We start from the raw sequence: 26,331 nt of genomic DNA, 5'->3' as shown, positions 1-26,331 counted from the left end.
TCTCCTTCTAAATGAAACTGCCAATCAACGCTTCACGTTGACCGCTTTTGCTGCCCCTGCACGGGTGTGTCCCCGCTGTTTCCCTGGTGCGGCAAGCGGTTGTACTGCGAAATGCCTTTTGGAGTGTAGGCGCCCGAACCCGGTGCGCTGCACCAAACAGACGCATAAAGCGTGCCTTCCATCGGATCGTTTTGACCCTCGTAAAATCAAGCACTTGGCGATGAGGCCAGCATTTGGCCAGTTGCAAAATGCAAGAAAAGGACTTCCAGGCCCTGCAAATTGCAACTCGGCGTCGGTTTGCATTCGACGCGCGTGAGGGTAAGAATGCCCCTCAATCCACACTACACCCGCAAGGAGGCTTCCATGGGTTCTTTCCGTACTTACGCGACCACCGGCCTGATCGTTGCCAGCCTGTCCTCCCTCGCCCACGCGGCCAAACTGGAAGATGTTGCGCCGTATCCAAAGGCTGAAGCCGGTTTCACTCGTCAGGTCATTCATCTGCCCAAGCAGGATAAGGAAGAGAACTTTCAGGTCGAGATCCTCGCTGGCAAAACCCTTGAAGTGGACTGCAATCGTCAACGTCTGGGTGGCATGCTGGATGAGAAGAACCTCGAAGGCTGGGGTTACTCGTTCTACCGACTGGAAACAGTCATCGGCCCGATGAGCACGAAGATGGCCTGCCCACCCGGCTCCCAGAAGAAGCGCGCGTTCGTGCCCGTGGTCGGGGATGGCTTCATGCTGCGTTACAACAGCAAGTTGCCAGTGGTGGTTTATGCTCCGTCGGACGTCGAAGTGCGTTATCGCATCTGGTCCGCCTCGGACAAAGTCGGCACTGCCCTTCAGGAATGATCTGAGCAGGGAGCGTCTTGCGTGATTACTTGCCACGTCAGAAACTTGATCGCCTTTAACCGTTGGCCCGAACGGCTTACCTGGAAACTCAAAAAAGCCAGTATCAACTTATATATACCTGTCAACTCTGACAGTTATGCGGCGGATGCTGATGCAGTAGTTTGAACGCTCGACGGGAAATCCTTCCCAGAGTGTTCATACCACAGGAGCATTTGCGATGACTGATCCCAACAAAGGCAAGGGAGGCACGTTCAACGCTGATGTAAACGGAAGCGGATATCCCCTGTTTGTAGCGGAAACTGCGGACATCGTTTTAAAGGAACCTCCAGACGGAAATGATTATTGGCAAGGCATTGGAAGCCATACCGTCGGCGAGCTTCCGGTAGTGAACACTTACCTCAGTGTCTATGTCGTCAAAAATACAAAACCGGGAACCTATAGGCTGGAAGAACATAAAAAGACTGTCTGGGCAAGCTATGGCGTCCAAACGGCCGGTAATATCGAGGCGTACTTTTCCGTATCGGGTGAGGTAAAGCTGACCGTCGTGCCATCGGACGCTGATCAACGACTGGAGGGAACTCTTTCGTTTACAGCTGAATACAACGATCGCCAAGTCCATGTCAGCAACGGTCAATTCAATTTGACCAAGACAAACCAGATCACTTCTTCGCTCCTCGATACACCCCGCACTTGAACCCCTGGGGCCCTCTTCACGCAAGTGGAAGCCAATAGATCGACTTCACGCCGTGGCGCCGCACAACAGCGGCGCGCTCGGCGACATGGCGCAAGCTGTCGAAGTTGATGTTGGCACCTGAGTCGATCGCCACGAAGGTTTGCCCCCGCACACCGCTTCGCGCCACGTACTGTTTGATCCCGGCCACCGCCAGAGCGCCGGAAGGTTCGGTGATCGAGCGGGTGTCGTCGTAGATGTTCTTGATCGCCGCGCAAAGGTTGTCGTTGCTGACGGTGATCACTTCATCGACGCAAAAACGGCACACCTCAAACCCATATTCGCCGATCTGCGCCACGGCCACACCGTCAGCGAAGGTGCCGACGCTCGGCAGTACAACGCGCTGATCCGCCTGCATTGCGGCTTTCAGGCAGGCGGAGTGCTCGGACTCGACGCCGATGATGCGCACTTCCGGGCGCAGGTATTTGACGTAGGCGGCGATGCCAGCGATCAAACCGCCACCGCCGACCGGAACGAAGATCGCGTCCAGCGTGCCTTGATGCTGGCGGAGTATTTCCATCGCCACCGTCCCTTGCCCGGCGATCACGTCCGGATCGTCGAAAGGCGAAACGAAGGTTCGCCCGGTCTGTTCGGCCAATTGCAGCGCATGGGCCAGGGCGAACGGGAAGCTCTCGCCGTGCAGCAGTGCTTCGCCGCCGCGACTTCGTACGCCAAGCACTTTGAGTTCGGGTGTCGTCGACGGCATGACGATGGTGGCGGCGATGCCCAACTCCCGCGCTGCCAGCGCCACACCTTGAGCATGATTGCCGGCGGATGCGGTGATCACCCCGCGCGCCTTCTGTTCGTCGCTCAACTGCACCAGTTTGTTGTAGGCGCCACGGATCTTGAAGGAGAACGTCGGTTGCAGGTCTTCCCGCTTGAGCAGGATGCGGTTGCCCAGTGCTTCGGACAACGCCGGCGCGGCCTGCAATGGCGTGCGTATGGCAATGTCGTAGACCGGCGCGGCCAGGATCTTCTTCACGTACTGCTCAAGCAGGGTTTGTTGCTCATTCATCATCGTCGTCTCCTGACTCACCTCCCCTGCGGCAGCTCCTACAGGGGGCAAGTGTTTTTGGTTAAAACCCGGGAGACAGAAAATGAAAACCCGCCTCTAGGGCGGGTTGGGTGCTGCAGTCGTGAGCTAGCCCGCCAAATGAGGAATGGCGGTAATAATGCTTGGCTGGCAGCGCAATACGGTGGAAGTCATGGGCTGGAAATTAGCCCGAGCGGTGATCGCGCGTCAATGGCCAATTCCGCGCGACAAAGGTAGGCTGGCGATTCTGCTCATCACTTCAAGGAACGAATGCATGATGCCTATCGCCCTGCCCCTCACGGCTTTGCTCGCGTTTACCGGTTATACGGTTTCGGTGATGCTTCAGGCTGAGCAGTCGTTGATCGACTTCGGCATCAGCCTGATGTCACGGCCCGATACCGCTCAGGTGGTGATTGATCTGTACTTGCTGGCGACATTGGCCGGGGTGTGGATGGTCAAGGATGCCAAGGCGCGCGGGCAGACTGTGTGGTCGGTGGTACCTTATTTGTTGCTGACGGCGGTTTTTGTGTCGATCGGGCCGTTGTTGTATCTGGTGGTTCGTGGGGTACGGGAGCGGAAGAACGTTGTCGATGCGCATCAACTGAGCTGATCCGGATTGTATGTTGATGTTGGAACAGCCTTCGCAAGCAGGCTTGCTCCCACAGGGAGACTCAACCAAGTTTTACGGCGAAGAAGGCTGCGGTTTCGTACGGTACTGTCACCACATCTTTACCGCGTAGCTCCGGCTCGGAATTGATCAGCGCGCGAATCTGCTCGTCGACCTGCGCCCGCTGCGCGTCTGGCAACGCGGCGATAAAACTGGTGGAGCGCACTCGATTGAAAATCACATCTTCCGGCGATCCGGTGTGGCCATGGTGAAACTGCTGGAGTTGCAACGCGCCGAACGCCGGATGCGGAAACGCCGCCCGCCAGGCACCGGTGTAATAGCGCGGCGTGTCGCCCTCCAGTGCGTTGACGATTGCATCGAGTTTCGGCACCCAACTGACTTGGGTATCGCGCAGGTTCCAGATCAGCGCCAACTTGCCCCCGGATTTGAGCACTCGGGCGATTTCGGTCAGCGCCTCAGTGCTGGCGAACCAGTGAAACGCCTGGGCGCAGACCACCACGTCCACTGAAGCATCGGGCAATGGCAAGTCCGTTGCCGTCCCGCTCACCGCCAGTACCTGCGGCCAGGCATCAGAGAGTTTTTCCAGCATCTGGGTCACCGGTTCCACGGCAATCACTTGCGCGCCGGTCGCCACCAGCCGCCCGGTGAACTTGCCAGTGCCAGCGCCCAGATCAATCACGGTTTTATGACCATCCAGACCCAATGTGGCGGTCAGCCATTCGCTGACCTGCGGCGGATAATCCGGCCGTCCTTTGACGTGGGTATCGGCAGCGGTTTTATAGCCGGCGGCGGCTGAGTGATGGACCTGATCTTTCATGGCAACTCCCCTTGCGGCAAAGCTTCGGATCAACGGCGGATGCCCACGAGCATAGCGCTTGAATTTACGCCTACCTTGAACAGTCACTGACAAAGCAATGAATAAAATTTCACCCTGTGGTGTTCAAAGTCAGACATAACCCTCTGTGGAGCCTTGCCCATGACTATCCGTTCCGTTATGTTCGCCGCCCCGTTGCTGCTGGCCGCTGCCCTGTCCAGCCATTTGGCGTTTGCCGATGGCGATGAAGACGAGCCGGTCAAGAAGCCCGAATGCACCAACGGCCAGGTCTGGGACAGCAAAACGCAGAAGTGCGTATTGCAAACCAGCAGCCTGTTGCCCGACGCTGATCGTACCGACTACGCCTATCGCCTCGCCAAGGACGGTCGCTACGACGAAGCGCTGGCGCTGCTCGATACCCTGCAACAACCGAACACCGCCAAGGCCCTGAACTATCGCGGATATGCCACGCGCAAACTGGGCCGTACCGACGAAGGCATCAGCTATTACCTGCAATCGGTGAAACTCGATCCGCAATATGCGCAAGTGCGCGAATACCTCGGCGAGGCCTATGTGATCAAAGGCCGCGTCGACCTGGCGCAGGAACAGTTACAGCAGATCAAATCGATTTGCGGCACGTCCTGCGAGGAGTACCAGGATTTGGCTGAAGCCATCAACGATTCATCGAAAACCTGAGCATCAATCAACGGAGGCGATCATCGTCAGCGATCAGGCATTCAGAGCAGAGCTCGGCCAGCATCTGGCGCGATTGTGGCGCTACGGTTTGCTGCTGTCGCGCAATCGACACGTGGCCGAGGATCTCGTGCAGGCCACGTGCGTGCGGGCGCTGGAGCGTTCTGCGCAGTACGCGGCCGGCACGCGCATGGATCGTTGGCTGCTGAGCATTCTGCATTCGATCTGGCTCAATGAAGTGCGCGCTCGCCGCGTGCGCCACGGTACCGGTCAGGTCGATGCCGATGGGCAACTGGCGTTCGACGGTGAGCACGCGGCGCAGACGCACGTCATGGCGGCGCAAGTAATTCGTCGGGTCGATGCGCTGCCTGAAACTCAGCGTGAAACCGTGTACCTGGCGTATGTCGAGGGCCTGTCCTATCGCGAAGTCGCGGAGATTCTGCAGGTGCCGATCGGCACCGTAATGAGTCGTCTGGCCACCGCCCGCCTCAAACTCGCCGAATATCCGCCGCTGCAATCCGTGCCGAAACCTACCGAAGGAGACCGCTCATGAACACACCTTCGGACGAGCAACTGGTGGCCTATCTGGACGATGAGCTCGACCCGGATTATCGCCGCCGACTCGACAACGCAATCGCTGACGACCCGCTGCTCAACCTGCGCGCGCAGTGGTTGAGCCGCAGCAGCCTGCCGTTCAAGAACGCCTACGATGAACTGGCGCAACAAGCGCCGCTGGATCGTCTGCAAGCACGCCTGGATGCCATTCCTTCGCCACAAAAGCCGGGGCTGAGTCGCCGCTGGTTTATCGGTGCCACAGCAGCCACGTTGGTGGCTGGCGGGGTGCTGGCGGACCGATTGTTGCTCGGCTGGCAGGCGCAGCAATCACACAACTGGCGTGGGTTGGTTGGCGACTATATGGCGCTGTATGTGCCGCAGACACTGGAGCATTTGCCCACTGACGACGTTACACAGCGCGCACAGTTACGCAGCGTCGACGCACGCCTTGGCCTGAATCTTTCCGCTGCCGCGCTGAAACTGCCGGGCGCCGAATTCAAGCGCGCGCAAATGCTTGAGTACGACGGCGTACCGATTGCGCAGATCGTGTATCTGGACGCGAAACATGGGCCATTGGCGCTGTGCGTCAGGCGTTCGAACAGCGGCAGTCAACCTTTGGCGCACGAACGCCGGCAAGGGATGAATGTGGTGTATTGGACCGAGCGAGAGCATGCGTGGATGTTGATCGGCCATGACACCGCCGCAGGGCTCGAAGAAAAGGCAAATTTGTTGAGAAGTCGTTTAGCCGTATGAGAAAAACCACTTCTATGCTGGAAAAGTAATCTTCCAAGGAGTATTTCACCGATGCCGATTTCGTCTCGCACTGCATTACTCGTGATCGACGTTCAGAACGACTTCATTCCCGGCGGTCAATTGCCGGTGCCTGAAGGCGACCAGATTGTGCCGCTGATCAATCGCATTGCCGGCCACTTCAAACAGGTTGTCATTGCCCAGGATTGGCACCCGAAGGAGCATGTCTCTTTCGCTTCCAGCCACCCCGGTCGTCAACCCTTCGATGTCATTCAACTGCCTTACGGTGCACAGACACTTTGGCCCGACCATTGTGTGCAAGCCACTCCCGGTGCCCAGTTTCACCCGGAGCTGGATCTGCCCCACGCCCAGTTGATCATCCGCAAGGGCTGCAATCCCGACATCGACAGCTATTCGGCGTTTCTGGAGGCCGATCGGCGCACCACCACCGGACTGGCCGGCTACTTGAAAGAGCGCGGCATAGACACGGTCTACATGGTCGGTCTGGCATTGGATTTCTGCGTGATGTTTTCCGCTCTGGATGCGCGGGCGGCGGGGTTCAATACGTTTGTGGTGCTGGATGCCTGTCGGGCGATTGATCTGGATGGATCACTGGCGGCGGCGATGGACCGGATGCAAGGCGCCGGGGTCGGGTTGATTCAATCCACTGAAATCAGCTGATCCGCGACCATTCCCCTGTGGCGAGCGGCCGTCAGACTGACGTTGGCAGCCACAGTCGGAATCGCGCGCCCCCCAGCGGAGAAGACTCGACCGTCAACGTCCCGCCCTGCGCTTCCAGTGCGCGGCGGCTGATCGCCAGCCCAAGCCCGAACCCACCTGTGGCCCGATCACGGCTGCGATCAAGTCGATAGAACGGCTCGAAAATTCGCTCGCGCTCATCGTCGGGAATGCCGATGCCGTCGTCATCCACCCAGATCTCGCAACCTTTTGCGCAAACCTGTACGCCGATCTGAATGCGCTTTTCGCAGTACCGCATGGCATTACGCACCAGATTCTGGATCGCCCGGGCAGTCAGTCGCGGATCAAGCGAGAAGCGCTCGAGCTGTCCGTGCAGCAGCACATCAATGACGATATCCGGCGACTCCAGTTCCTCGTCGACGCTGCCCAGAATACTGTCTATGAATTCGTCCAGCGACACTTCGACCTGCTCCGGACACTGCGCAGGGTTCTGCAAGCGGCTGTAAGACAGCAATTCCAGTACCAATTCATCCAGCTCACGAATATGTGCGACCAACCCTTGCAAACGCTCACGGCTCGCTGCCGGCAAGTCATCGGACAGCGCCAGCGCCAAGCCGAAATCCAGACGGGTCAACGGTGTGCGCAGTTCGTGGGAAACCGCATTGAGCAGGTCGCGCTGTTGGTTGAGCAAGTTCTCGATGTCACCGGCCATGGTGTCGAACACATTGGCCAGGCTGCCGATGTTCGAACTCGAGGCGATATTCGTGCGTTCGCTCAAATAACCTTTACCAAAACGCTCGGCAGTGCCCTTGAGGCGCTCCAGATCGCGCCAGTGTGGACGCAGCCACATCAACAGACAGGCGAGCAGCGTTGCGCCGATCAATACGTTAATGCTCCAGTACAACAGATCGACGTCCATCGGGTCGGGCGGCACCACCATTTGCACCGCCATGGTGTCGTCCAGCGGCGTGACCGCGAGTGTGCGCCAGCCCCAATCGCCGATGCGCACCACGTTCTCGCCACGCCGCAGTCGCTCACGTTCAATGGCGGTGAAGTCGGCATCGTCGATGCGCGCCAGCACGATGTTCAGTGGCTGGAAGTCCTTGTCCATCGACGCTGCCACGGCGGGCCATTGTTCCTGCGGCACGGCGTGAAACTGTTTGGTGATCAGCGATTGCAGACCACGGGAGTAGTCGAGGTTGTAGGTGACAAAGCGCTCCCGGAACGCCATGACCACCAGATCCGGCACCAGATAGATGGCCGCGCTGTAAGAGACAATCGTCACCAGATACAGACGAAACAGGATGCGAAACATCAGATCAGCATTCCCATTCGGAACGGCTGAACAGATAACCCTTGCCCCACACCGTCTTGATCTTGCGCGCCTCGCCGGCATGGTCATCGAACTTGCGCCGCAGCTTGGAAATCGCCACATCCACCGAACGATCAGTGCCGTTGAATTCGATGCCGCGCAGGCGTTGCAGAATCTGGTCGCGGCTGAGCACTTCGCCGGCGTGTCGCGCCAATACCACCAGCAAGTTGTACTCGCCGCTGGACAACTCGACCGGCTGATCGCGCCAGCTCACGGTGCGTTCGGACAAATCGATGCAAAGGTTGCCCATGACGATGCGGTCGTTGACCGTCAACGGTTCGCCCAGGCTGCTGCGGCGAAGCAAAGTACGCACCCGTGCAAGCAACACGCGCGGTTCGCAGGGTTTGGTGACGTAATCGTCAGCGCCCATTTCCAGGCCCAGCACCTGATCGTGGCTGTCATCGCGAGCGGTGAGCATCAGGATCGGCAGCGTCGCCGAGTCGGCACGCAGCAAACGGCAGACTTGCAGGCCATCAAGCCCCGGCAACATCAGGTCGAGGATCACCAGATCCGGCGGATTGACCCGCGCCCGTTCACGCACATGGTCGCCACGGCCGATCACGCTGACGGAATAGCCGTTGCGCTCCAGGTAGCTGGAAATCAGTTCGGCGAGGGCGGTGTCGTCTTCGACCAGGAGGATGTTGGGCATGGGTGTTCCAGAAAAAGTGCTGTGGCGACTGGTCGGGCCTCATCGCGAGCAGGCTCACTCCTACATTGGTTCTATGTCAGCCACAAATTTTGTGACCGCCACAAACACTGTAGGAGTGAGCCTGCTCGCGATAGCTATTGAACTGTCGCAATAAATTTCAAGGGCTAAAGGATATACGCCCTCACCCACTCCTGAGTAAAACCCTTACACAATTTCACACAGCGCCTACAAAGCTTCACCGCTACTCTCGGCAACTGCCCGTAGGATGCGGGCATCAATATTGGGGGTGGTAAATGTCGAATAAACTGCTGGCCGGGCTCGGCCTGATCGCCATGGCGCTGACGCTGAGCGCCTGTGACTCGTCTTCGAACGCCGAAGAGCAGGCGCCGCCAGCCACCGTGCGCACGGAGACCATCGAAGCCCGCCCCCTGTCGATCAGCAGCGAACTCAGCGGCCGCATCGCCGCGCCGCGCATTGCCGAAGTGCGTGCCCGGGTGCCCGGCGTGGTGCTGCAACGCACCTACCGCGAAGGCAGCGACGTGAAAAAGGGCGACGTGCTGTTCCGCATCGATCCGGCACCGTTCAAGGCTGATCTGGACAGCGCCGATGCCGCCTTGCGCAAGGCCGAGGCCAATGCCTTTCAGGCGAAGTTGCAAGAGCAGCGCTACGCCCAGTTGATCGACGACAAGGCCATCAGCGCCCAGGACTACGACAACGCCCGCGCCAATGCACGGCAAACGGCCGCCGATGTCGCCGCCAGCAAAGCCGCGGTGGAACGGGCGAAGCTGAACCTGGGTTATGCCACCGTCACCGCACCGATTTCAGGGCGTATTGGCCGTGCGCTAGTCACCGAAGGCGCACTGGTCGGCCAGAACGAAACCACGCCGTTAGCGCTGATTCAGCAACTCAACCCGATTTATGCCGACCTCACCCAGTCGACCCGCGAACTCAACGAATTGCGCCGCGCATTCCGTTCCGGGCAATTGCAGGAAGTCGGGCAGGATCAGGTCAAGGCCACGCTGATTCAGGACGACGGCAGTCTGTATCCGCTGCCGGGCAAACTTTTGTTCAGCGACATCACTGTCGACCCGGGCACCGGTCAGATCATTCTGCGCAGCGAGTTCCCCAATCCCGATCTCGACCTGTTGCCCGGCAGCTTCATCCGCGTCCGCCTGGAACAGGCAACTATTCAGAACGGCATCACCGTCCCGCAACGCGCCGTGCAGCGAGACAGTGCCGGAGTGGCGAACGTGTTGACTGTCGACGAACAGATGCGCGTGGCCGAGCAACCGGTGCAACTGGGCGCGGTGCAGAACAATCGGTGGATCGTCACTGGCGGCCTCAAACCCGGCGACCGCATTGTCATCGAAGGCCTGCAGCACGCTCGCCCCGGCGAGAAAGTACAGATCGACGAGACCCCTCTTCCACTTGCCCAGACCTCTGGTCAGTAAGCAGGACGCTTTTATATGCCGCAGTTCTTTATCGACCGCCCGGTGTTTGCCTGGGTAGTCGCACTGTTCATCCTGTTGGCCGGTGCGCTGGCCATCCCACAATTGCCAGTGGCGCAATACCCCGACGTCGCACCGCCACAGATCGAAATCTACGCCGTGTACCCCGGCGCGTCGGCGCAGACCGTCGATGAAAGCGTGGTCAGCCTGATCGAGGAAGAACTCAACGGCGCCGATCACCTGTTGTACTTCGAATCGCAAAGCAGCCTGGGAAGCGCCACGATCAAGGCAACTTTCCAACCGGGAACCAACCCGGAACTGGCGCAGGTCGACGTACAAAACCGCCTCAAGGTGGTCGAATCGCGCTTGCCGCAAGCGGTGAACCAGCAAGGTTTGCAGGTGGAGAAAGTCTCCTCCGGTTTCCTGTTGCTGATCACCCTGACGTCCAGCGACGGCAAGCTCGATGACGTAGCGCTCAGCGATTATCTGGCGCGCAACGTGATGAACGAAATCAAGCGCCTGGAGGGTGTTGGCAAAGCGCAGTTGTATGGTGCCGAACGGGCCATGCGCATCTGGATCGATCCGCAGAAGCTCATCGGTTTCAACCTGACCCCGGCAGACGTCAACGCCGCCATCGTCGCGCAGAACGCCCAGGTGTCGGCGGGCAGCATCGGCGATCTGCCTGCGCCGTCGACGCAGGAAATCACCGCGACGATTCTGGTCAAAGGCCAATTGTCGACGCCGCAGGAATTCGCCGACATTGTGCTCAAGGCCAACCGGGACGGTTCCACCGTTCGTATTGGAGATGTGGCGCGGGTCGAGATCGGCAGTCAGGAATATCAATTCGGCACTCGCCTGAATGGCAAGCCGTCCACCGCCGTTGGCGTGCAGTTGTCGCCGGGGGCCAACGCACTGAACACCGCGACGCTGGTGCGGGCGAAGATGGATGAGCTGGCGCGTTACTTTCCGGCCGGCGTGGAATACAAGATCCCCTACGACACCTCGCCATTCGTGAAGGTCTCGATCACCAAGGTGGTCTATACCCTCGGCGAAGCGATGTTGCTGGTGTTTGCGGTGATGTACCTGTTCCTGCAAAACGTGCGTTACACACTGATCCCGACACTGGTGGTGCCGGTGGCGCTGATGGGCACGTTCGCGACCATGCTGGCGCTGGGATTCTCTATCAACGTGCTGACCATGTTCGGCATGGTGCTCGCCATTGGCATTCTGGTGGACGACGCCATTGTCGTGGTGGAGAACGTCGAAAGGATCATGGCCACCGAGGGCTTGTCGCCCAAGGAAGCGACCCGAAAGGCGATGACGCAGATTACCGGCGCCATCATCGGCATCACCCTGGTGCTGGTGGCGGTGTTCATACCGATGGCGTTCATGCAGGGTTCGGTCGGGGTCATTTACCAGCAGTTCTCGTTGTCGATGGCAACGTCGATTCTGTTTTCGGCGTTCCTCGCCCTGACTTTGACCCCGGCGCTGTGCGCAACGCTGCTCAAGCCAATTGCCAAAGGCGAGCATCATGAGAAGAGCGGCTTCTTCGGCTGGTTCAACCGCCGCTTCGAGCAATTGACCCACCGCTATCAGGGTTGGGTCGGTTATGCGCTGAAACGTACCGGGCGGTATCTGCTGATCTACGTCGTGTTGCTGGTTGGCCTCGGTATTTGCTTCATCCGTCTGCCCTCCTCGTTCCTGCCGGTGGAAGATCAGGGCTACACCATCACCGACATTCAATTGCCGCCCGGCGCCACCAAGAACCGAACGGTGCAGGTCGCCGAACAGCTTGAAGCACATAACGCTGGCGAGCCAGGCATCAGTGACAGTGTGGTGATTCTGGGTTTCAGCTTCTCCGGTAGCGGACAGAACGCGGCATTGGCGTTCTCCACGCTGAAGGATTGGTCGCAACGCGGTAGCGACGACTCGGCCAGCTCGATTGCCGACCGCGCCAACATCGCCTTGAGCCAGATCAAGGACGCCATGGCGTTTTCCGTGCTGCCGCCCCCCGTGGACGGCCTCGGTACGTCCAGCGGTTTCGAATTCCGTTTGCAGGATCGCGGCGGACTCGGCCACGCAACACTGATGCAGGCCCGTACCGAGTTGCTGGCAGCCGCCGAGAAAAGCCCGGTGCTGATGAACGTTCGTGAAAGCGCGCTGGCCGAAGCACCGCAGGTGCAACTGGAGGTGGACCGCAAGCAGGCCAATGCCTTGGGCGTGTCGTTCGCCGACATCGGCAATGTGCTGTCCACCGCTGTGGGTTCGGCGTACATCAACGACTTCCCCAATCAGGGGCGCATGCAGCGGGTTGTGGTGCAGGCTGAAGGCGATCAACGCAGTCAGGTCGATGACTTGCTGAAAATGCACGTGCGCAATAACGCCGGAAAAATGGTGCCGCTGTCGGCATTCGTCCAGGCCAACTGGATTCAAGGCCCGGCGCAACTGACTCGGTATAACGGCTATCCGGCGATTGCGATTTCCGGCGAACCGTCGCCCGGTCACAGCACGGGCGAAGCCATGGCCGAAGTGGAACGACTTGTTGCGCAAGGGCCAAAAGGTCTGGGGCAGGAATGGACGGGCCTGTCGTTGCAGGAGCGCTTGTCCGGTAGTCAGGCACCGATTCTGCTCGGGCTGTCGCTGCTGATCGTGTTCCTGTGCCTGGCGGCGTTGTATGAGAGCTGGTCGATTCCGACCTCGGTGCTGCTGGTGGTGCCACTTGGCGTGCTTGGTGCGGTGCTGGCGGTGACGCTGCGCGGGATGCCCAACGACGTGTTCTTCAAGGTCGGCCTTATCACCATCATCGGCCTGTCGGCGAAGAACGCGATCCTGATCATCGAGTTCGCCAAGAGCCTGTACGACGAAGGCCACGACTTGATCGACGCGACATTGCAGGCCGCACGCCTGCGTCTGCGCCCGATCGTAATGACCTCGCTGGCGTTCATCCTCGGCGTGGTGCCGTTGGCCATCGCCACCGGCGCCAGCTCAGCGAGCCAGCAAGCCATCGGCACCGGGGTGATCGGCGGGATGATCACGGCAACCTTGGCGGTGATCTTCGTCCCGGTGTTCTTCGTCGTCGTCATGAAGCTCGTACAAAGATTCACCAAACCCCACTGACTCTGTATGAGCTGCCGCAGGTTGCGATCTGATCGTTCCCACGCTCTGCGTGGGAATGCCGCTGGGGATGCTCTGCGTCCCAGGGCCAAAAGATCGCAGCCTGCGGCAGCTCCTACAAAATCAGGGTTGCGTGCGCTATGGTGCAGGGATCGATCACTGATGTGAGCCACCATGCGCTTCCTCGCCCGCACCCACCCTCGCCTCTCTGCCGCCGCCCTGCTTGGCCTCGCCACGGGTCTTGTGGCCCCCGCCGACTCGATCGTCAGCAAAATCCTCATCGGCTGGAACGCGGGCGTCTGGACTTACCTGATACTGATGTTCTGGCTGACCGTTAGCGCCAAGGCACCGGACGTCAAACGCATCGCCGAAGTCGAAGACGAAAACGCCGGGCTGGTACTGTTTGTGGTGTGCATTGCCGCGCTGGCCAGTCTGGCGACCATCACCTTCGAACTGGCCGGCAGCAAGGATCTGGAAACCACCCGCAAGCTCATGCACTACGGTTTCACCGCATTGACCGTCATCGGCTCATGGTTGCTGATCGGGGTGATTTTCTGCGTGCATTACGCAAGGTTGTATTACACCTGGGACGGCAAGGAACCGGCATTGCGCTTTGCCGAGGGCCTGACAACGCCCAACTATTGGGACTTTCTATACTTCTCGTTCACCATCGGGGTGGCGGTGCAGACTGCCGATGTCGGCGTGGCGTCGCGGGACATGCGCAAAATCGTGCTGGCGCAATCGTTAATCGGGTTTGTGTTCAACACGGCGATTCTGGGATTTTCAATCAACATCGCGGCGGGTTTGTTTGGTTGACAGTCACTACGACCAACCCGCCAGCCGCGCAAGTCCGGCGCCGTCTGGATGCCCCTGACATACAGCTGCTGTATCAGCGCTCCTGATATACACGAATGAACATCCCCATACCCTGAAGCTTTAAATCCAATAGTTGCCTTTATATGAATGACGATGGGACCGTCAGTACATCTGATTATAAAGTTACGTGCAATTGCTTTGCTCGCCCTACAAGACAGCCATCGATGCTAAAACCTCCAACACATATTCCACATCTTGTATAGCTGCTATATCTGACAGTTTACAAAAGCAGGGCATTGGTCTTATATGAAACATCCAAGCAACTCACATCGAAAGATGCGGCCTGGACTTCCCTGTCACAAATATGGAGAGTTTAATCATGAGCAATACCGCCTTGAATGCTTGCGCCTCCTCGACTCTTGAGGAAACCTTCAGCGCTAACCTGGAAGATGGCACAAACTTTGTCGCAACGCTCACTGAGCTCAGGAGTTCGTCAACCCCAGGTCGGGGCGACATCTGGGTTGTCATCGCCACTGACCGAAGAAACGACAGTGCAAAGACATTCACCATCTCCTTCGCGAAAGACATTGTCAGTAGTATCGGCAAAATCACCGACGGTGATAATGAGGTGTCGCTTTTCTACAACAATTATGCAGATATTAACAATCCAACCCTGCAACAAGCCAGAGCAGGTACGATCCAATATACACTGGATCTTAATGAGATGACTTTGAGGGGTACATTCAACGCCGACATAGACAAATCTGATGGCTCCGGACAGTACCTGTGTACAGCTCACTTCGATACGAAACTCAGTCGTTCCAGCCCTACGCTTGTTCGATAGCGCAAAAAAGGGCCTCGGTATTTAACCCAGGCCCTTTTACATCTAATTACACGACACAGTTGACTACCATTTTAATTGCACACCTAAAGTGGCACCCATTGGCATTTCAATATTTTTACCACTCATATACTCAATTTCTGCGTGCGCCTGCCAGCGTTCCGAAAGATTAATCGCGATGCCCGCCCCGACCTCAGCCCTTGAGCCTGAAAGGTTGTTGTTGAACACGTTATTATTGACCTCGACTTTGTTGTTCGATGAAAACTCATGGACGAACGCTCCGCGAACATAAGGTTGTAACTTCGTCCCCCCCTTCAACTGCATATCACGCCCAGCAGTCACCCCGATCTTGCCAAGCAAAGAGCGGGTGAGATCACCTTCAGCCTGCAGTCCATTGTCCAGCTTGTAATCTTTACCTTGAATACCTACGGCGGACCACTGAGTAAAAGGTTCGATGAAATAACCTTCTTCCAGTTTGATATGTCGACCCACTTCCACAGAACCACCGATGCCCGTGTTGTCGTAATCGCCTTTGGATCGATTGCCGTCAGTCATACCGACCTTGGCATCGTTCTGGAACCGATTGAGTTTAAGCACGCTGTCAACATAGTAGCCACTTACGTCATCCATCCACGTCAGATATGTGCCCACGTAGTAACTTTTAATGGTGCCGGAGGTGCCACGATGCAGATTCAGATCTGATGAACTGTGGCCAGCCATCACACCCAATAGCCATTGCCCGTCACCCAGATGCAAAGGAGCATCGGCACCGAGCGTAAAACCTTGCTGGGTTTGTCGATATCCATCACCAAAAGCATCGTTGACGTTGTACTTGTTGCCATAAGCTCTGAGCCACGCACCTGACTTGTCCGGATTGAATCGAAGTTCGCCCATACGACTGCGCAACGACGTCAATTCGCCGTACCAAACAGTGGGAGCAGTATTGAACAGTGCCGTCACTGCACGTGTAGAGGGACTTATCGTGCGAGTTTCAGGGTCAAGAAACCAGTCGTTGCCGGTTCCGCCCTGTATCAGTCCATAGGAATATGTCCCCAGATCGACTTGGCCCTCAGCATTGGCCAACGAAAATCGGGCATCTCCGCTTTCGGTGTGGACAACCTGAATGGGCGCGCCGCTGGCTGGTTCGGTGCCGGCGCTGGCAATCAGCAATTGGTGGTCACCGGTGGCCGTACCGGTGACATTCAGAAAATCTGTCTGGTTTGTCGTGAAGTTGGTTCCCATCTCAAACAAACCGCTGCCGGACAGATTATGAACGTTCAACCGGAAGTACTCGTTATCAGCCCCCAGTTTCACCGTGCCACCGCTCAACACTAAGTCACCGACCTGGCTGTTACCTGTCAGGTTCCATCTGGAGGTGGCATCAATGCCAACTGTGGCAACATTACTCATTACACCACTTAGTTGCGAACCTTGCTGAAGCGAGATAGTTGCTGTGCTGCCGGTATCTGCGCTCACATCTCCAATGAGCGAAGCCTGGGTAAAGCTCAATGTTGCGCGGCTGTTGTCCGACACTTGGAGATTGCCTGTCAGATCACTCCGTTCGACGTTAAACACAGCGTCGCCCGAGCCCTTCACGTCCAGAATTGTTCCATTGCTACTGGTCAGTGTTGATCCATTGAGTACATCAATTCTAGAAACTGGCACCGCATTACCAGCATTGTCAACAACGACGGCAGAACCGTTTTTGCCTTCGACACTCGATTGATCCAGTCGCAATTGACTGGCCGTTAATTCCGCACCCTCCAGGCCCAATGTCACGCCGCTTTGCGCGCCGACAATGTGTGAGCCGTTTACCGCGGACGCAGTCGCGCTGAGCAAAGTGAGGCCATTGCTGCCCGCCCCCGTGCCCTCCAGCGTCGAATTGTCTAACTCAAGCGTGCTGAAAGCCGTTACGCGCGCACCGCCGGTTACACCAGTGACATTGCTATCCGATAGCGCGGCACTCGACCCCGTAGTTGAGCCAACCAAATGCCCCACCTGCAAACCTAACCGATTACCACTGATCGTACTGCCAATGATAGACGCAGTGCTGTTGGCCAGTTCAAGACCCGCGCGTGCGTTGCCTCCCACGACGGTAGTGTTGACGAGATTGACTGTCGACCCCTGGTTAACAGAGATCTGTTGAGTCTCCGCGCCATCAGCGTTCAACGTTGATTGAAACGCAGTGATACCGAGTGTTTGAGCTCCATCGACATTCAAAGTGGCGTTTTGGGAAAGAGTCCAGCCCTCCACGTTGGAGCCATTTGTAATCGTTTGGGTGCCGCCCACCAATGTTCCGGCGTTAGCGGTTTGAGACATCAATAATGAAAAAAGACATACCGAGGGCCCATCCGCCCACCTTCTCGCTATCGTCGTTTGGGAGAGATTTTTTTTGTCCACATAATAGAGTTTTCCGCTTTTTTCGTACTGGAGAAACGAGGAGGTGAGATTGGTGAGCAACCATTTGTCGCCCATTAACGCCGGCACACTACAACTAAGCGTAACCCCGGTATGTAGGAATAATCCGAGATTCAACAGGGAAGTCTTACCTACTGCAATGGGAAAAATACCGGGAGAGCGTGCTCCCCCGGTAAATGCTCAGTCAGATTTAATTGGTTGGCGTTCCTTCACAGTAGTTTCCGCTATCGTTCAGCAAGGAAACCTCATTAAGGAATTCCAACGACGGTGTCGGCACACCAAAAATAGTGACCTCATACCAGATCTTGATATATCCATTCGGAAGACCGGAGCTGAATGGAGGCTGAATGGGTTTCAACTTCGTCAAATATGGCTGGATATTTTCTACAAACTGACCACCTGTTTCAGAACCGGTAATAGTGTAAGTTTTGCTGAACTCAGTACCTGGAATTTCTATGAGGCCTTGTGAGTCCGAAGTGCCTACCGATTTTAATGTTACGACCGTGTTAGTCGGCATATAAGTCGCATCAATAGGAACTGTCACTGGCAACTCACGATCGCCGAGAGTCAAGTACCGGCATGATACGAGATTGTTAAACAATCGAACTGATGGCGCGGGCAGCGCGACCCGGACATTATCAATAGTCACTTCCGTGTCCAGCGACTTCATTACATTGCGCCCACCCGTTTCTTCAATCGTCCAGTAAGCGATTTTTGTACCTGGGCCCGCTAAGTCAATAACAGCAGGAAGCAGCGTAAAGGATAGTGGTGTAACTGCACCGGCAGTAAGCAACTGGGTATCTACAGCAACGCCATTGAACCAGAGTTTTGCAGTTTCGTCCCCTATTGGCGTCCACACTACGGGAGCAGTAATCATTGGTGTGCTGATTTCCGCGTTTTTACCTCGGTCATCCGCAATAATATGATTAGGTGTTTTAGAATCCCCTAGAATGGTGACCTTCGTCATGTTTGGGTTTTCCCTTCCAGGGAAGACCGGATTTATAGGGCCTCGGTAGGTAAAGTCCAGAGCGGAATTCGTATCGACTGAGTCAATCAACGGTTCAAGGCCACGTGAAAATTTGTAATTGGCGGTAATCGGAACTTCCGCTGTAGCGTTGCCCCAAAGCGCCAACAATCTACTGGTAGTAATCTGGAACTGAAGTGTTCTTGGCGCTGTGCCCAAGGGTTGGTTACCCAGTGAGATCGGCAATGTACCATTGGTGACCGATGCGATAATACGGTCATTATCATTACCATTGGTGGTATACGGCACATTCACGAAAACAGGAGTTTCAATATCTTCAAGGTCGATGACATCCGGCGAAATACCCTTGGGAATCACACAAGGAATCAAAGAAGGGGGCGGAAGGCGCCGAACATTAAACGATCCGGAAAGAGCGGGATCACTTTCATTACCCACTACATCGCGCAATACGTACCAGATAAAGTAAAGTGAATCGAGCTTTGGAAGTTGGGCTTGTGGAATATTCACAGTGGCCGAGGTCAGCGGTTGACTATGGACAGCTGTGCCTGCCCCATAGTTAGTATCGATAAAGATATCAATCACATCATCAGGGCGATAAAATTCATAGCCAATATTGACACTCAAAGAAAGTTGCGAGTTATTCTTTAGCCACTCATCATCAATCAATCTGGGCGCTGGCAAGTTCAAGAAGATCAATGCCTCCGGCTTGTACTTAACACCGGAAACTTTATCCTCTTCAGGCGCAGTGCGATCAATCTCCGCCGTCACCCACGCAGTTTCGTCTGGATTGCCATCGCTACCTTTGTAATGTATGAACTGAAATTGATAAGTTGTCGACATCTTCGTCAAATCATCATCAAGAAGCCCTGTTGTAGGCACTGGAATGTCTACAAATTCAGGACGAGTTGCTATAGGCCCAAAAACATCAGAGTCAACTAATGTTCCAGCCCCGGACGTTCCTTTGCGCTGCAAAAGCTCCCATTCATCGTCAGCGTGAGGAACCGCAATTGTTTTAGTGTCGAATCTGACTATCATCGGCCCTGGGTCCAGAATCGATTTTGGAATCAGATTGTCGACAATCTGCCCCACAATGATGGGTGATTCAGCGAGAAGGCCAACGTTAACGGTGGACGTACGCAATTCCAACCGAGACTTCGCGGCCACTTCTTGGGCTGTCAGTTTCTTTCCTTTACCGATTTTCTCTTCAATAGTCATGTTTTTTCTCCAAATAAAACATCCAAGCCAAATCAATCCCGGCTTATCACGAAGTTTGACGAAACGGCATAAAAGTACATCAACACTCGCACCGGGCGACTGGCGACCTGTTTATGAAACACAACGGCACCGCAAAACTCAGGAAAACTTCAAACTTTTTTATGTCCCAATGGGAATCCACCGCAGGGAATGGGTTCACCATCGATAACTCGATCTATCTTCACATAACTTTTAATAGACCTTGCAAACGGCACTCCATTTCTAACTATCGTGTATTGCGCTGTACCCGAGTGTTCGTCAAACATCGGCCTTACATACGGCTCAAAAGGTATCTCAAAGAAAAACCCATCTCTCGTGTCCGTTAAACTTAATGTTTTGGTTAACCGAAACAACTCGGTTAGCGGGGGCGGTGCGATGTTGAGATTCGGGAAGCCCTGCCACTCAAGGACAAACTCGTCGAACTCTCGAAAAACGAGTTCCGCGGAAATTTTTAATCTGATGCACACCCATATAGGCGGACTGTCTGGGTTATAAGGAGTGCATCCAATATATCCGGATTTATTTGCGTCAGGAAAGCCGGGCGCCTTAAGAGTTAGTGGCAAAGCGTGATCAATTGTCAGCTTCTTTATAGGAGATGGATCATCGTTCCCATCATAGCCTTCAAGGATATAATAGATAAAAGCGACCCCATCCTCCCTCATTTGTTGGGGCGTCAATGGAAAAGTAAACTCTGGCTGGTCATCTACTTCGGTGTATATCTCGGTATATATTTCCTTCTCAACATTGTTCTGTAACCAGAAGATATGAAGGATCGAAAACCGATCGGGTCCATTAGGGAAACGATCCCACTTGGGAATTCTGATGATCGTCCCATTGATCAGTTGCTCCAAAGGTACACGGCCTTCCGAATCGCTCTCGCTTACACCGTCAATTTTCAAACCTGCAGCGGTGACGTGTTCATTAGGCCCCGGCATCTCAGATTCTCGCTCTGTGAGGTGGTCTCAGCGCATATTCTTGTTGAATGACGCTTTCAGATATTGAGCGCCGATTCACTCCAGCTGCCTACTGTCATATCTGACAGGTAATGCGACCGTCTGTCGGGAGTTAGAGGGAATTCTGCGCGAGAGTGGGTTGACGCGAGTGAGGTTTATCGTGTCTTCTGAAACCGGTTTCAGGCGTTTCCTACAAAAATAAGGTCAATCCCTTGAACGATTTCTCTGCCGCCCAACGCAGCCGTGTCACCATGCTAGATGTCGCCGAACGCGCCGGTGTTTCCAAGGCCAGCGTCTCGCGCTTTATCGGCGATGACCGCGCCCTGCTCTCCGACGCCATTGCCTTGCGCATCGAGCAAGCGATCAGCGAACTGGGCTATCGGCCCAACCAGATGGCTCGCGGCTTGAAACGCGGGCGCACTCGCCTGATCGGCATGCTGGTGGCCGATATCCGCAACCCTTATTCGATCGCCGTGATGCACGGGGTGGAAACCGCCTGCCGTGCGCACGGCTACAGCCTGGTGGTGTGCAACACCGACCGCGATGACGAGCAGGAACGCCAGCACTTGGCGCTGCTGCGCTCGTACAACATCGAAGGGCTGATCGTTAACACCCTCGGCCATCACCGTGACGAATTGCACGAGCTGCACCGTGAGATGCCGCTCGTTCTGGTGGATCGCAAGGTCGACGGGCTAGACAGCGACATGGTTGGGCTGAACAACCCCCAGGCAGTGGAGATGGCCCTCGCCCATCTTGAGCAGCGTGGTTTTCGCGACGTGTTGCTGGTGACCGAACCGTATGACGGCACCAGCTCGCGGATCGAGCGGGTCAGCAGTTTTCAAGCGCAGGTTGCGCAGCGTTCAGGGTTGACTGGGGCGGTGCTGGAAACCGGCGCTGATCTGGCCACTCATCTTCAAACCTTTTTAAACACACCTGCTGCTGGGCCAAAGGCGCTGTTTTGCGCCAATGGAGTCGCGGCGCTGGCAGCGACTCATGCGTTGCGCAGGATCGGTTCACGGTTGTTTGAGGATGTCGGGCTGATCGCCCTGGATGATCTGGATTGGTATCCGTTGGTCGGCAGCGGGATTACGGCGCTTGCCCAGCCGACGGAAGAGATTGGCGCGCGAGCGTTTGAGTGTTTGCTCAAGCGTTTGCGTGGGGATGATGAGGCGGCGCGGGTGCTGGATTATGCGCCGGTGTTGGTTGAGCGGGGTTCGACCATCGGGAATTTGCGGTGACTGATCGGGCCCCATCGCTGGCTTGCCAGCGATGAGGTCCGAAAGAACAACATAGAAACATCTGAAAAAAATTTGAACAAAAATGAAACCGGTTTCAGAGGTAAACAACAATGACTAAACCTGCCGTTTCCATCAGCCTGTCCAGCTACGGCGCCGACCTTGTGCGCCAACGCGGGCAAGATTTTTTTATCGACGTATTGGCCGCTGCCGGTGCCGATCGCATCGAGTGGCGCGAGGAATTGCTGACCCGCGAAGTGCCCGCCCAGTTAAGCGCCGCCACCCAGGCGCAGGGCCTGCAAAGCATCTATTCCTCACCGACCGAACTGTGGCTCGCCGGCCAGGCACAACCCAATCCCGAGTTGATCACCGCCCTGCAGCACGCCGAGGCGTTCGGTTCGAAGTGGCTGAAAGTCTCCCTCGGCTACTTCACCGACAACTGTGATCTGTCAGTCCTCAAGCAACGGCTCAATAACAGCCCGGTGCAATTACTGGTGGAGAACGACCAGACCCTGCACGGCGGGCGGATCGAACCTTTTCAGCGTTTCTTCACCGCCGTCGAACAGCACAACCTGCCAATCAAAATGACGTTCGACATCGGCAACTGGCAGTGGCAAGACCAGTCCGCCACCAGCGCCGCACGCCTGCTCGGTCGCCACGTCGGCTACGTGCACTGCAAGGCCGTGGCCCGGCGTGCCGACGGCAAACTGGTAGCCGTGCCGCCCGCTGTCAGCGATTTGCATCTGTGGGAACAACTCTTGCGGCACATGGCCCAAGGCGTTATGCGCGCGGCCGAGTATCCGTTGCAGGGTGATGATCTGGTCGAGTTGACCACAGCACACGTCGCCGCCCTCGCCCGCCTCGGCCAATCGCGTCTGGAGCCTGCTCATGTCTAAGATCGATATTTTGTCGTTTGGCGAAACCATGGCGATGCTCGTAGCCGAGCAATGCGGTGATCTGGCGGCGGTCGAGCACTTTCATAAGCGCATTGCCGGCGCCGACAGCAACGTTACGATCGGGCTTTCGCGGCTGGGTTTCAATGTGGCCTGGCTGAGCCGGGTGGGTGCCGATTCGCTCGGGCGCTTTGTGGTTGAGACACTGGCGAAAGAAGGTCTCGATTGCAGCCATGTCGATGTCGACACGGCGCACCCCACCGGTTTCCAGTTCAAGTCGCGCACCGACGATGGCAGTGATCCGCAAGTCGAATATTTCCGTCGCGGTTCGGCGGCCAGTCATCTGTCACCACGCTCAATCACCGAAAACCTGCTGAGCGCCCGGCATCTTCATGCCACGGGCATTCCGCCAGCGCTGTCGGCGTCTGCGCGGGAAATGTCGTTCGAGCTGATGACCCGCATGCGCAATGCCGGGCGCAGCGTGTCGTTCGACCCCAATCTGCGCCCGAGCCTGTGGGCCAGCGAGCGTGAAATGATCACCGAGATCAACCGCCTCGCCGCCCTCGCCCATTGGGTGTTGCCGGGGTTGAGCGAAGGTCGCCTGCTCACCGGTTTTGAAGATCCTGCGGACATTGCCGCGTTTTACCTCGATCAAGGCGCCGAAGCGGTGGCGATCAAACTTGGCCCACAGGGTGCCTATTACCGCACGCATCTGGATCAGGGCTTTGTCGCCGGGGTGCCGGTGGCCCATGTCGTCGACACGGTGGGTGCCGGTGACGGCTTTGCGGTGGGGATGATCAGTGCCCTGCTCGAACACCAGAGTTTTGCCGAGGCGGTGCAGCGTGCGAACTGGATTGGCAGTCGGGCGGTGCAGAGTCGCGGGGATATGGAGGGGTTGCCCACCCGCCTGGAGTTATCGGTTGAATTTGAGTCTGCCTTCGCGAGCAGGCTCGCTCCCACGTTTGAAATGCATTCCCTTGTGGGAGCGAGCCTGCTCGCGAAGAGGCCAGCCTAGTCAGCGAAAATTTGAACCTGCTGCGACAAAAACAACAAGCTCAGGAGCAACACCATGAAAACCGCAACCCTCGCCACCCGCCGCTGGTGGTACATCATGCCGATCGTGTTTATCACCTACAGCCTGGCGTATCTCGATCGCGCCAACTACGGCTTCGCCGCCGCCTCCGGCATGGCCGAAGATTTGATGATCACCCCGGGCCTGTCTTCATTGCTCGGTGCGCTGTTCTTCCTCGGCTACTTTTTCTTCCAGGTGCCGGGTGCGATCTACGCGCAAAAGCACAGCGTGAAGAAGCTGATTTTCGTCAGCCTGATCCTCTGGGGCGGGCTCGCCACGTTGACTGGCGTGGTCTCCAACGCCTATTGGCTGATCGTTATCCGTTTCATGCTCGGCGTGGTCGAAGCCGCCGTGATGCCGGCGATGCTGGTCTATCTGTGCCACTGGTTCACCCGTGCCGAACGCTCGCGGGCCAACACCTTTCTGATCCTCGGCAACCCGGTGACCATGCTGTGGATGTCGGTGGTCTCGGGTTATCTGGTGCAGCATTTCAGCTGGCGCTGGATGTTCATCATCGAGGGCCTGCCGGCGGTACTCTGGGCGTTTATCTGGTGGCGTCTCGCCGATGATCGTCCAGCCCAGGCCAAGTGGCTAAACGACCAGGAAAAGCAGGACCTGGAAAGCGCTCTGGCCGCCGAACAGGTCGGGATCAAAGCGGTGAAGAACTACGCCGAAGCGTTCCGTTCGCCGAAGGTGATCATCCTGGCGTTGCAGTTCTTTTGCTGGAGCATCGGTGTCTATGGCTTTGTGCTGTGGCTGCCGTCGATCCTCAAGGCCGGTGCGCAAATGGACATGATCGAGGCCGGCTGGCTGTCGGCGCTGCCGTATCTGGCGGCGGTGATTGGCATGCTCGTCGTGTCGTGGGGCTCGGACAAACTGCAGAAACGCAAACGCTTCGTCTGGCCGCCGCTGCTGATCGCCTCGATTGCTTTCTACGGTTCCTACGCACTGGGCGCGGAGCATTTCTGGTGGTCGTACACGTTGCTGGTGATTGCCGGCGCCTGCATGTACGCACCCTACGGGCCGTTCTTCGCGATCGTGCCGGAGATTCTCCCGGCCAACGTCGCTGGTGGCGCGATGGCGCTGATCAACAGCATGGGCGCACTCGGTTCGTTCGGCGGTTCATATCTGGTGGGTTACCTGAACAGCTCCACCGGTTCGCCCGGTTCCTCCTACCTGCTGATGAGCGGCGCGTTGCTGCTGTCGGTGGTGCTGACGATTTTTCTCAAGCCCGGCGCCAGTGATCGCGTCGTCGCCAAAGCCGTTGCCACGCGCCCCGTGCCGGCTCATTCCTGAAGAGATTTTTGCCATGAAAAAACAGGTCGTGCTGTACAAGAAACTTTCGCCCGCGCTGATGGCGCGCCTGCAAGAACAGTTTGACGTGACGCTGATCGAAAGCCTCGACGCCCAAGGTCTGATGCAACTGCGCGATGCCCTGCCCCACGCTCACGGCTTGCTCGGCGCCAGTTTGAAACTCGACGCCGCTTTGCTGGATCTGGCGCCGCAACTGGAGGCCATTGCCAGCGTGTCAGTGGGCGTCGACAACTACGACATCGACTACCTGACCCGCCGCAACATCCTGCTGACCAACACCCCCGACGTACTCACCGAAACCACGGCCGACACCGGTTTCGCGCTGATCCTCGCCGCCGCCCGGCGTGTGGTGGAACTGGCCAACATGGTGCGCAGCGGCCAGTGGCACCGCAACATCGGCCCGGCGCATTTCGGCACCGATGTGCATGGCAAGACGCTGGGGATTATCGGCATGGGCCGGATTGGCGAGGCGTTGGCGCAGCGCGGGCATTTCGGCTTCGGCATGCCGGTGATTTACCACAGCCAGTCGCGCAAACCGGCGGTTGAGGAACGCTTCGACGCGCAGTACCGCAGCCTGGAGGATCTGTTGCAGCAGGCCGATTTCATTTGCCTGACCTTGCCACTGACGGCACAGACTGAAGCCCTGATCGGCGCCGAGCAGTTTGCGTTGATGCGTGCGGAAAGCATCTTCATCAACATCTCGCGGGGCAAGGTGGTGGACGAGGCGGCAATGATCGATGCGCTGCGTCACAACCGGATTCGCGCGGCGGGGCTGGATGTGTTCGAGCGTGAGCCGTTGAATCATGACTCGCCGTTGTTGCAGCTCAACAATGTGGTGGCGACGCCGCATATGGGGTCGGCGACGCATGAAACGCGCGAGGCGATGGCGCGGTGTGCGGTGGAGAATCTGCTGGCGGCTTTGGCTGGGGAGAAGCCTTTGAATCTGGTGAACCGGGATGCCTGGCTGGGTTGAGATCTCCTGTGCCTAATGGGCCTCATCGCTGGCAAGCCAGCTCCCACAAGGTTTTGTGTCGTTCACAAATGTCATGAACACTGAAGAACCTGTGGGAGCTGGCTTGCCAGCGATGGGCATTGGTATCTACACATCTCCCGATCCTGGTCTATAAAAGGACGGCATGGATATCAAATGACCGGGCTAGATGCCCGACTGACAAAACGATACGACGAGTTAGTCATGGGACACAGTAATGGACTA

The 26,331-nt window shown here is 57.0% G+C and carries 22 protein-coding genes and 1 pseudogene; 16 read left to right on the top strand and 7 right to left on the bottom strand.

Annotated elements, in window-relative coordinates:
• Positions 1-363: 363 nt before the first annotated feature.
• Both eco and IAI51_RS13535 read left to right on the top strand, forming a co-directional pair.
• Positions 364-849: a serine protease inhibitor ecotin gene (gene eco, locus IAI51_RS13540; RefSeq protein ID WP_187678942.1), complete on the top strand. Its 486-nt coding sequence runs from the start codon at positions 364-366 to the stop codon at positions 847-849.
• A gap of 217 nt (positions 850-1,066) precedes the next feature.
• Positions 1,067-1,543, top strand: a complete 477-nt coding sequence (locus IAI51_RS13535; RefSeq protein WP_187678941.1) for a hypothetical protein — start codon at positions 1,067-1,069, stop codon at positions 1,541-1,543.
• 70 nt (positions 1,544-1,613) lie between these two features.
• On the opposite strand, the pseudogene ilvA reads toward IAI51_RS13535, so the two are convergent.
• A pseudogene (gene ilvA / locus IAI51_RS13530) lies at positions 1,614-2,597 on the bottom strand (threonine ammonia-lyase, biosynthetic); the annotation flags it as partial.
• Between the two features lie 289 nt (positions 2,598-2,886).
• Between ilvA and IAI51_RS13525 the strand changes: the two are divergent.
• Positions 2,887-3,222: a DUF2834 domain-containing protein gene (locus IAI51_RS13525; protein WP_187679004.1), complete on the top strand. Its 336-nt coding sequence runs from the start codon at positions 2,887-2,889 to the stop codon at positions 3,220-3,222.
• Between the two features lie 61 nt (positions 3,223-3,283).
• Here the strand turns inward: IAI51_RS13525 and IAI51_RS13520 are convergent, their stop codons facing one another.
• The gene (locus IAI51_RS13520) at positions 3,284-4,057 is read right to left on the bottom strand and encodes a class I SAM-dependent methyltransferase (protein WP_187678939.1); all 774 of its coding nucleotides are present in this window, start codon (positions 4,055-4,057) and stop codon (positions 3,284-3,286) included.
• Between the two features lie 159 nt (positions 4,058-4,216).
• Between IAI51_RS13520 and IAI51_RS13515 the strand changes: the two genes are divergently transcribed.
• From IAI51_RS13515 to pncA, 4 genes are read left to right on the top strand one after another with little or no spacing between them, the layout of a single operon-like run.
• Positions 4,217-4,750, top strand: a complete 534-nt coding sequence (locus tag IAI51_RS13515) for a tetratricopeptide repeat protein (RefSeq protein ID WP_187678938.1) — start codon at positions 4,217-4,219, stop codon at positions 4,748-4,750.
• A gap of 19 nt (positions 4,751-4,769) precedes the next feature.
• Positions 4,770-5,300 (top strand): RNA polymerase sigma factor, encoded by a 531-nt coding sequence (locus IAI51_RS13510; RefSeq protein ID WP_410458005.1) that lies wholly within the window; start codon positions 4,770-4,772, stop codon positions 5,298-5,300.
• Complete coding sequence (locus IAI51_RS13505) at positions 5,297-6,055, top strand: anti-sigma factor family protein (RefSeq protein WP_187678937.1); 759 nt, start codon at positions 5,297-5,299, stop codon at positions 6,053-6,055. Before IAI51_RS13510 ends, IAI51_RS13505 begins: the two co-directional genes overlap by 4 nt.
• A 51-nt stretch (positions 6,056-6,106) precedes the next feature.
• Positions 6,107-6,733, top strand: coding sequence for a bifunctional nicotinamidase/pyrazinamidase (gene pncA, locus IAI51_RS13500; protein WP_187678936.1), 627 nt, complete (start codon positions 6,107-6,109; stop codon positions 6,731-6,733).
• A gap of 31 nt (positions 6,734-6,764) precedes the next feature.
• Here the strand turns inward: pncA and IAI51_RS13495 are convergent, their stop codons facing one another.
• Together IAI51_RS13495 and IAI51_RS13490 are read right to left on the bottom strand one after the other, a co-directional pair.
• Positions 6,765-8,066 (bottom strand): ATP-binding protein, encoded by a 1,302-nt coding sequence (locus IAI51_RS13495; protein WP_187678935.1) that lies wholly within the window; start codon positions 8,064-8,066, stop codon positions 6,765-6,767.
• Positions 8,067-8,070: 4 nt separating this feature from the next.
• Positions 8,071-8,772, bottom strand: a complete 702-nt coding sequence (locus tag IAI51_RS13490) for a response regulator transcription factor (protein WP_187678934.1) — start codon at positions 8,770-8,772, stop codon at positions 8,071-8,073.
• Positions 8,773-9,065: 293 nt separating this feature from the next.
• Here IAI51_RS13490 and IAI51_RS13485 point away from each other — a divergent pair, with 293 nt between their 5' ends.
• From IAI51_RS13485 to IAI51_RS13470, 4 genes are all read left to right on the top strand, one after another.
• The gene (locus IAI51_RS13485; RefSeq protein ID WP_187678933.1) at positions 9,066-10,223 is read left to right on the top strand and encodes an efflux RND transporter periplasmic adaptor subunit; all 1,158 of its coding nucleotides are present in this window, start codon (positions 9,066-9,068) and stop codon (positions 10,221-10,223) included.
• Positions 10,224-10,238: 15 nt separating this feature from the next.
• Positions 10,239-13,337 carry an efflux RND transporter permease subunit gene (locus tag IAI51_RS13480; RefSeq protein ID WP_187678932.1) on the top strand — a complete coding sequence of 1,033 codons (3,099 nt, stop codon included), beginning with the start codon at positions 10,239-10,241 and terminating at the stop codon, positions 13,335-13,337.
• Between the two features lie 171 nt (positions 13,338-13,508).
• A complete protein-coding gene (locus tag IAI51_RS13475) occupies positions 13,509-14,150 on the top strand; it encodes a DUF1345 domain-containing protein (protein ID WP_187678931.1) in 642 nt (213 codons plus the stop codon).
• Between the two features lie 379 nt (positions 14,151-14,529).
• Positions 14,530-14,994: a hypothetical protein gene (locus tag IAI51_RS13470; protein WP_187678930.1), complete on the top strand. Its 465-nt coding sequence runs from the start codon at positions 14,530-14,532 to the stop codon at positions 14,992-14,994.
• A gap of 63 nt (positions 14,995-15,057) precedes the next feature.
• On the opposite strand, the gene IAI51_RS13465 is transcribed toward IAI51_RS13470, so the two are convergent.
• The 3 genes from IAI51_RS13465 to IAI51_RS13455 all read right to left on the bottom strand — a co-directional run bounded on the left by IAI51_RS13465 (position 15,058) and on the right by IAI51_RS13455 (position 20,583).
• On the bottom strand, positions 15,058-17,466 hold the full coding sequence (locus IAI51_RS13465) for an autotransporter outer membrane beta-barrel domain-containing protein (protein WP_262410339.1): 2,409 nt from the start codon (positions 17,464-17,466) through the stop codon (positions 15,058-15,060).
• A 133-nt stretch (positions 17,467-17,599) separates the two neighbouring features.
• The gene (locus tag IAI51_RS13460; protein WP_187678929.1) at positions 17,600-19,609 is read right to left on the bottom strand and encodes a hypothetical protein; all 2,010 of its coding nucleotides are present in this window, start codon (positions 19,607-19,609) and stop codon (positions 17,600-17,602) included.
• A 149-nt stretch (positions 19,610-19,758) separates the two neighbouring features.
• On the bottom strand, positions 19,759-20,583 hold the full coding sequence (locus tag IAI51_RS13455; RefSeq protein ID WP_187678928.1) for a hypothetical protein: 825 nt from the start codon (positions 20,581-20,583) through the stop codon (positions 19,759-19,761).
• A gap of 230 nt (positions 20,584-20,813) precedes the next feature.
• Here IAI51_RS13455 and IAI51_RS13450 point away from each other — a divergent pair, with 230 nt between their 5' ends.
• The 5 genes from IAI51_RS13450 (at position 20,814) to IAI51_RS13430 (ending at position 26,088) form a co-directional block, all read left to right on the top strand.
• Complete coding sequence (locus IAI51_RS13450; protein WP_187678927.1) at positions 20,814-21,839, top strand: LacI family DNA-binding transcriptional regulator; 1,026 nt, start codon at positions 20,814-20,816, stop codon at positions 21,837-21,839.
• A gap of 110 nt (positions 21,840-21,949) precedes the next feature.
• On the top strand, positions 21,950-22,732 hold the full coding sequence (locus IAI51_RS13445) for a sugar phosphate isomerase/epimerase family protein (protein ID WP_187678926.1): 783 nt from the start codon (positions 21,950-21,952) through the stop codon (positions 22,730-22,732).
• Positions 22,725-23,744 carry a sugar kinase gene (locus IAI51_RS13440; RefSeq protein ID WP_187678925.1) on the top strand — a complete coding sequence of 340 codons (1,020 nt, stop codon included), beginning with the start codon at positions 22,725-22,727 and terminating at the stop codon, positions 23,742-23,744. The genes IAI51_RS13445 and IAI51_RS13440 overlap by 8 nt, the downstream gene beginning before the upstream one ends.
• A gap of 54 nt (positions 23,745-23,798) precedes the next feature.
• Positions 23,799-25,097 carry an MFS transporter gene (locus tag IAI51_RS13435; RefSeq protein WP_187678924.1) on the top strand — a complete coding sequence of 433 codons (1,299 nt, stop codon included), beginning with the start codon at positions 23,799-23,801 and terminating at the stop codon, positions 25,095-25,097.
• Between the two features lie 13 nt (positions 25,098-25,110).
• A complete protein-coding gene (locus tag IAI51_RS13430; RefSeq protein WP_187678923.1) occupies positions 25,111-26,088 on the top strand; it encodes a 2-hydroxyacid dehydrogenase in 978 nt (325 codons plus the stop codon).
• The last annotated feature ends 243 nt before the right edge of the window (positions 26,089-26,331 follow it).

The organism is Pseudomonas sp. N40(2020), from assembly GCF_014472415.1.
Classification (GTDB): domain Bacteria; phylum Pseudomonadota; class Gammaproteobacteria; order Pseudomonadales; family Pseudomonadaceae; genus Aquipseudomonas.
The sequence above is the reverse complement of the archived record's forward strand: the minus strand, read 5'-3'. Positions and strand labels throughout refer to the sequence as shown.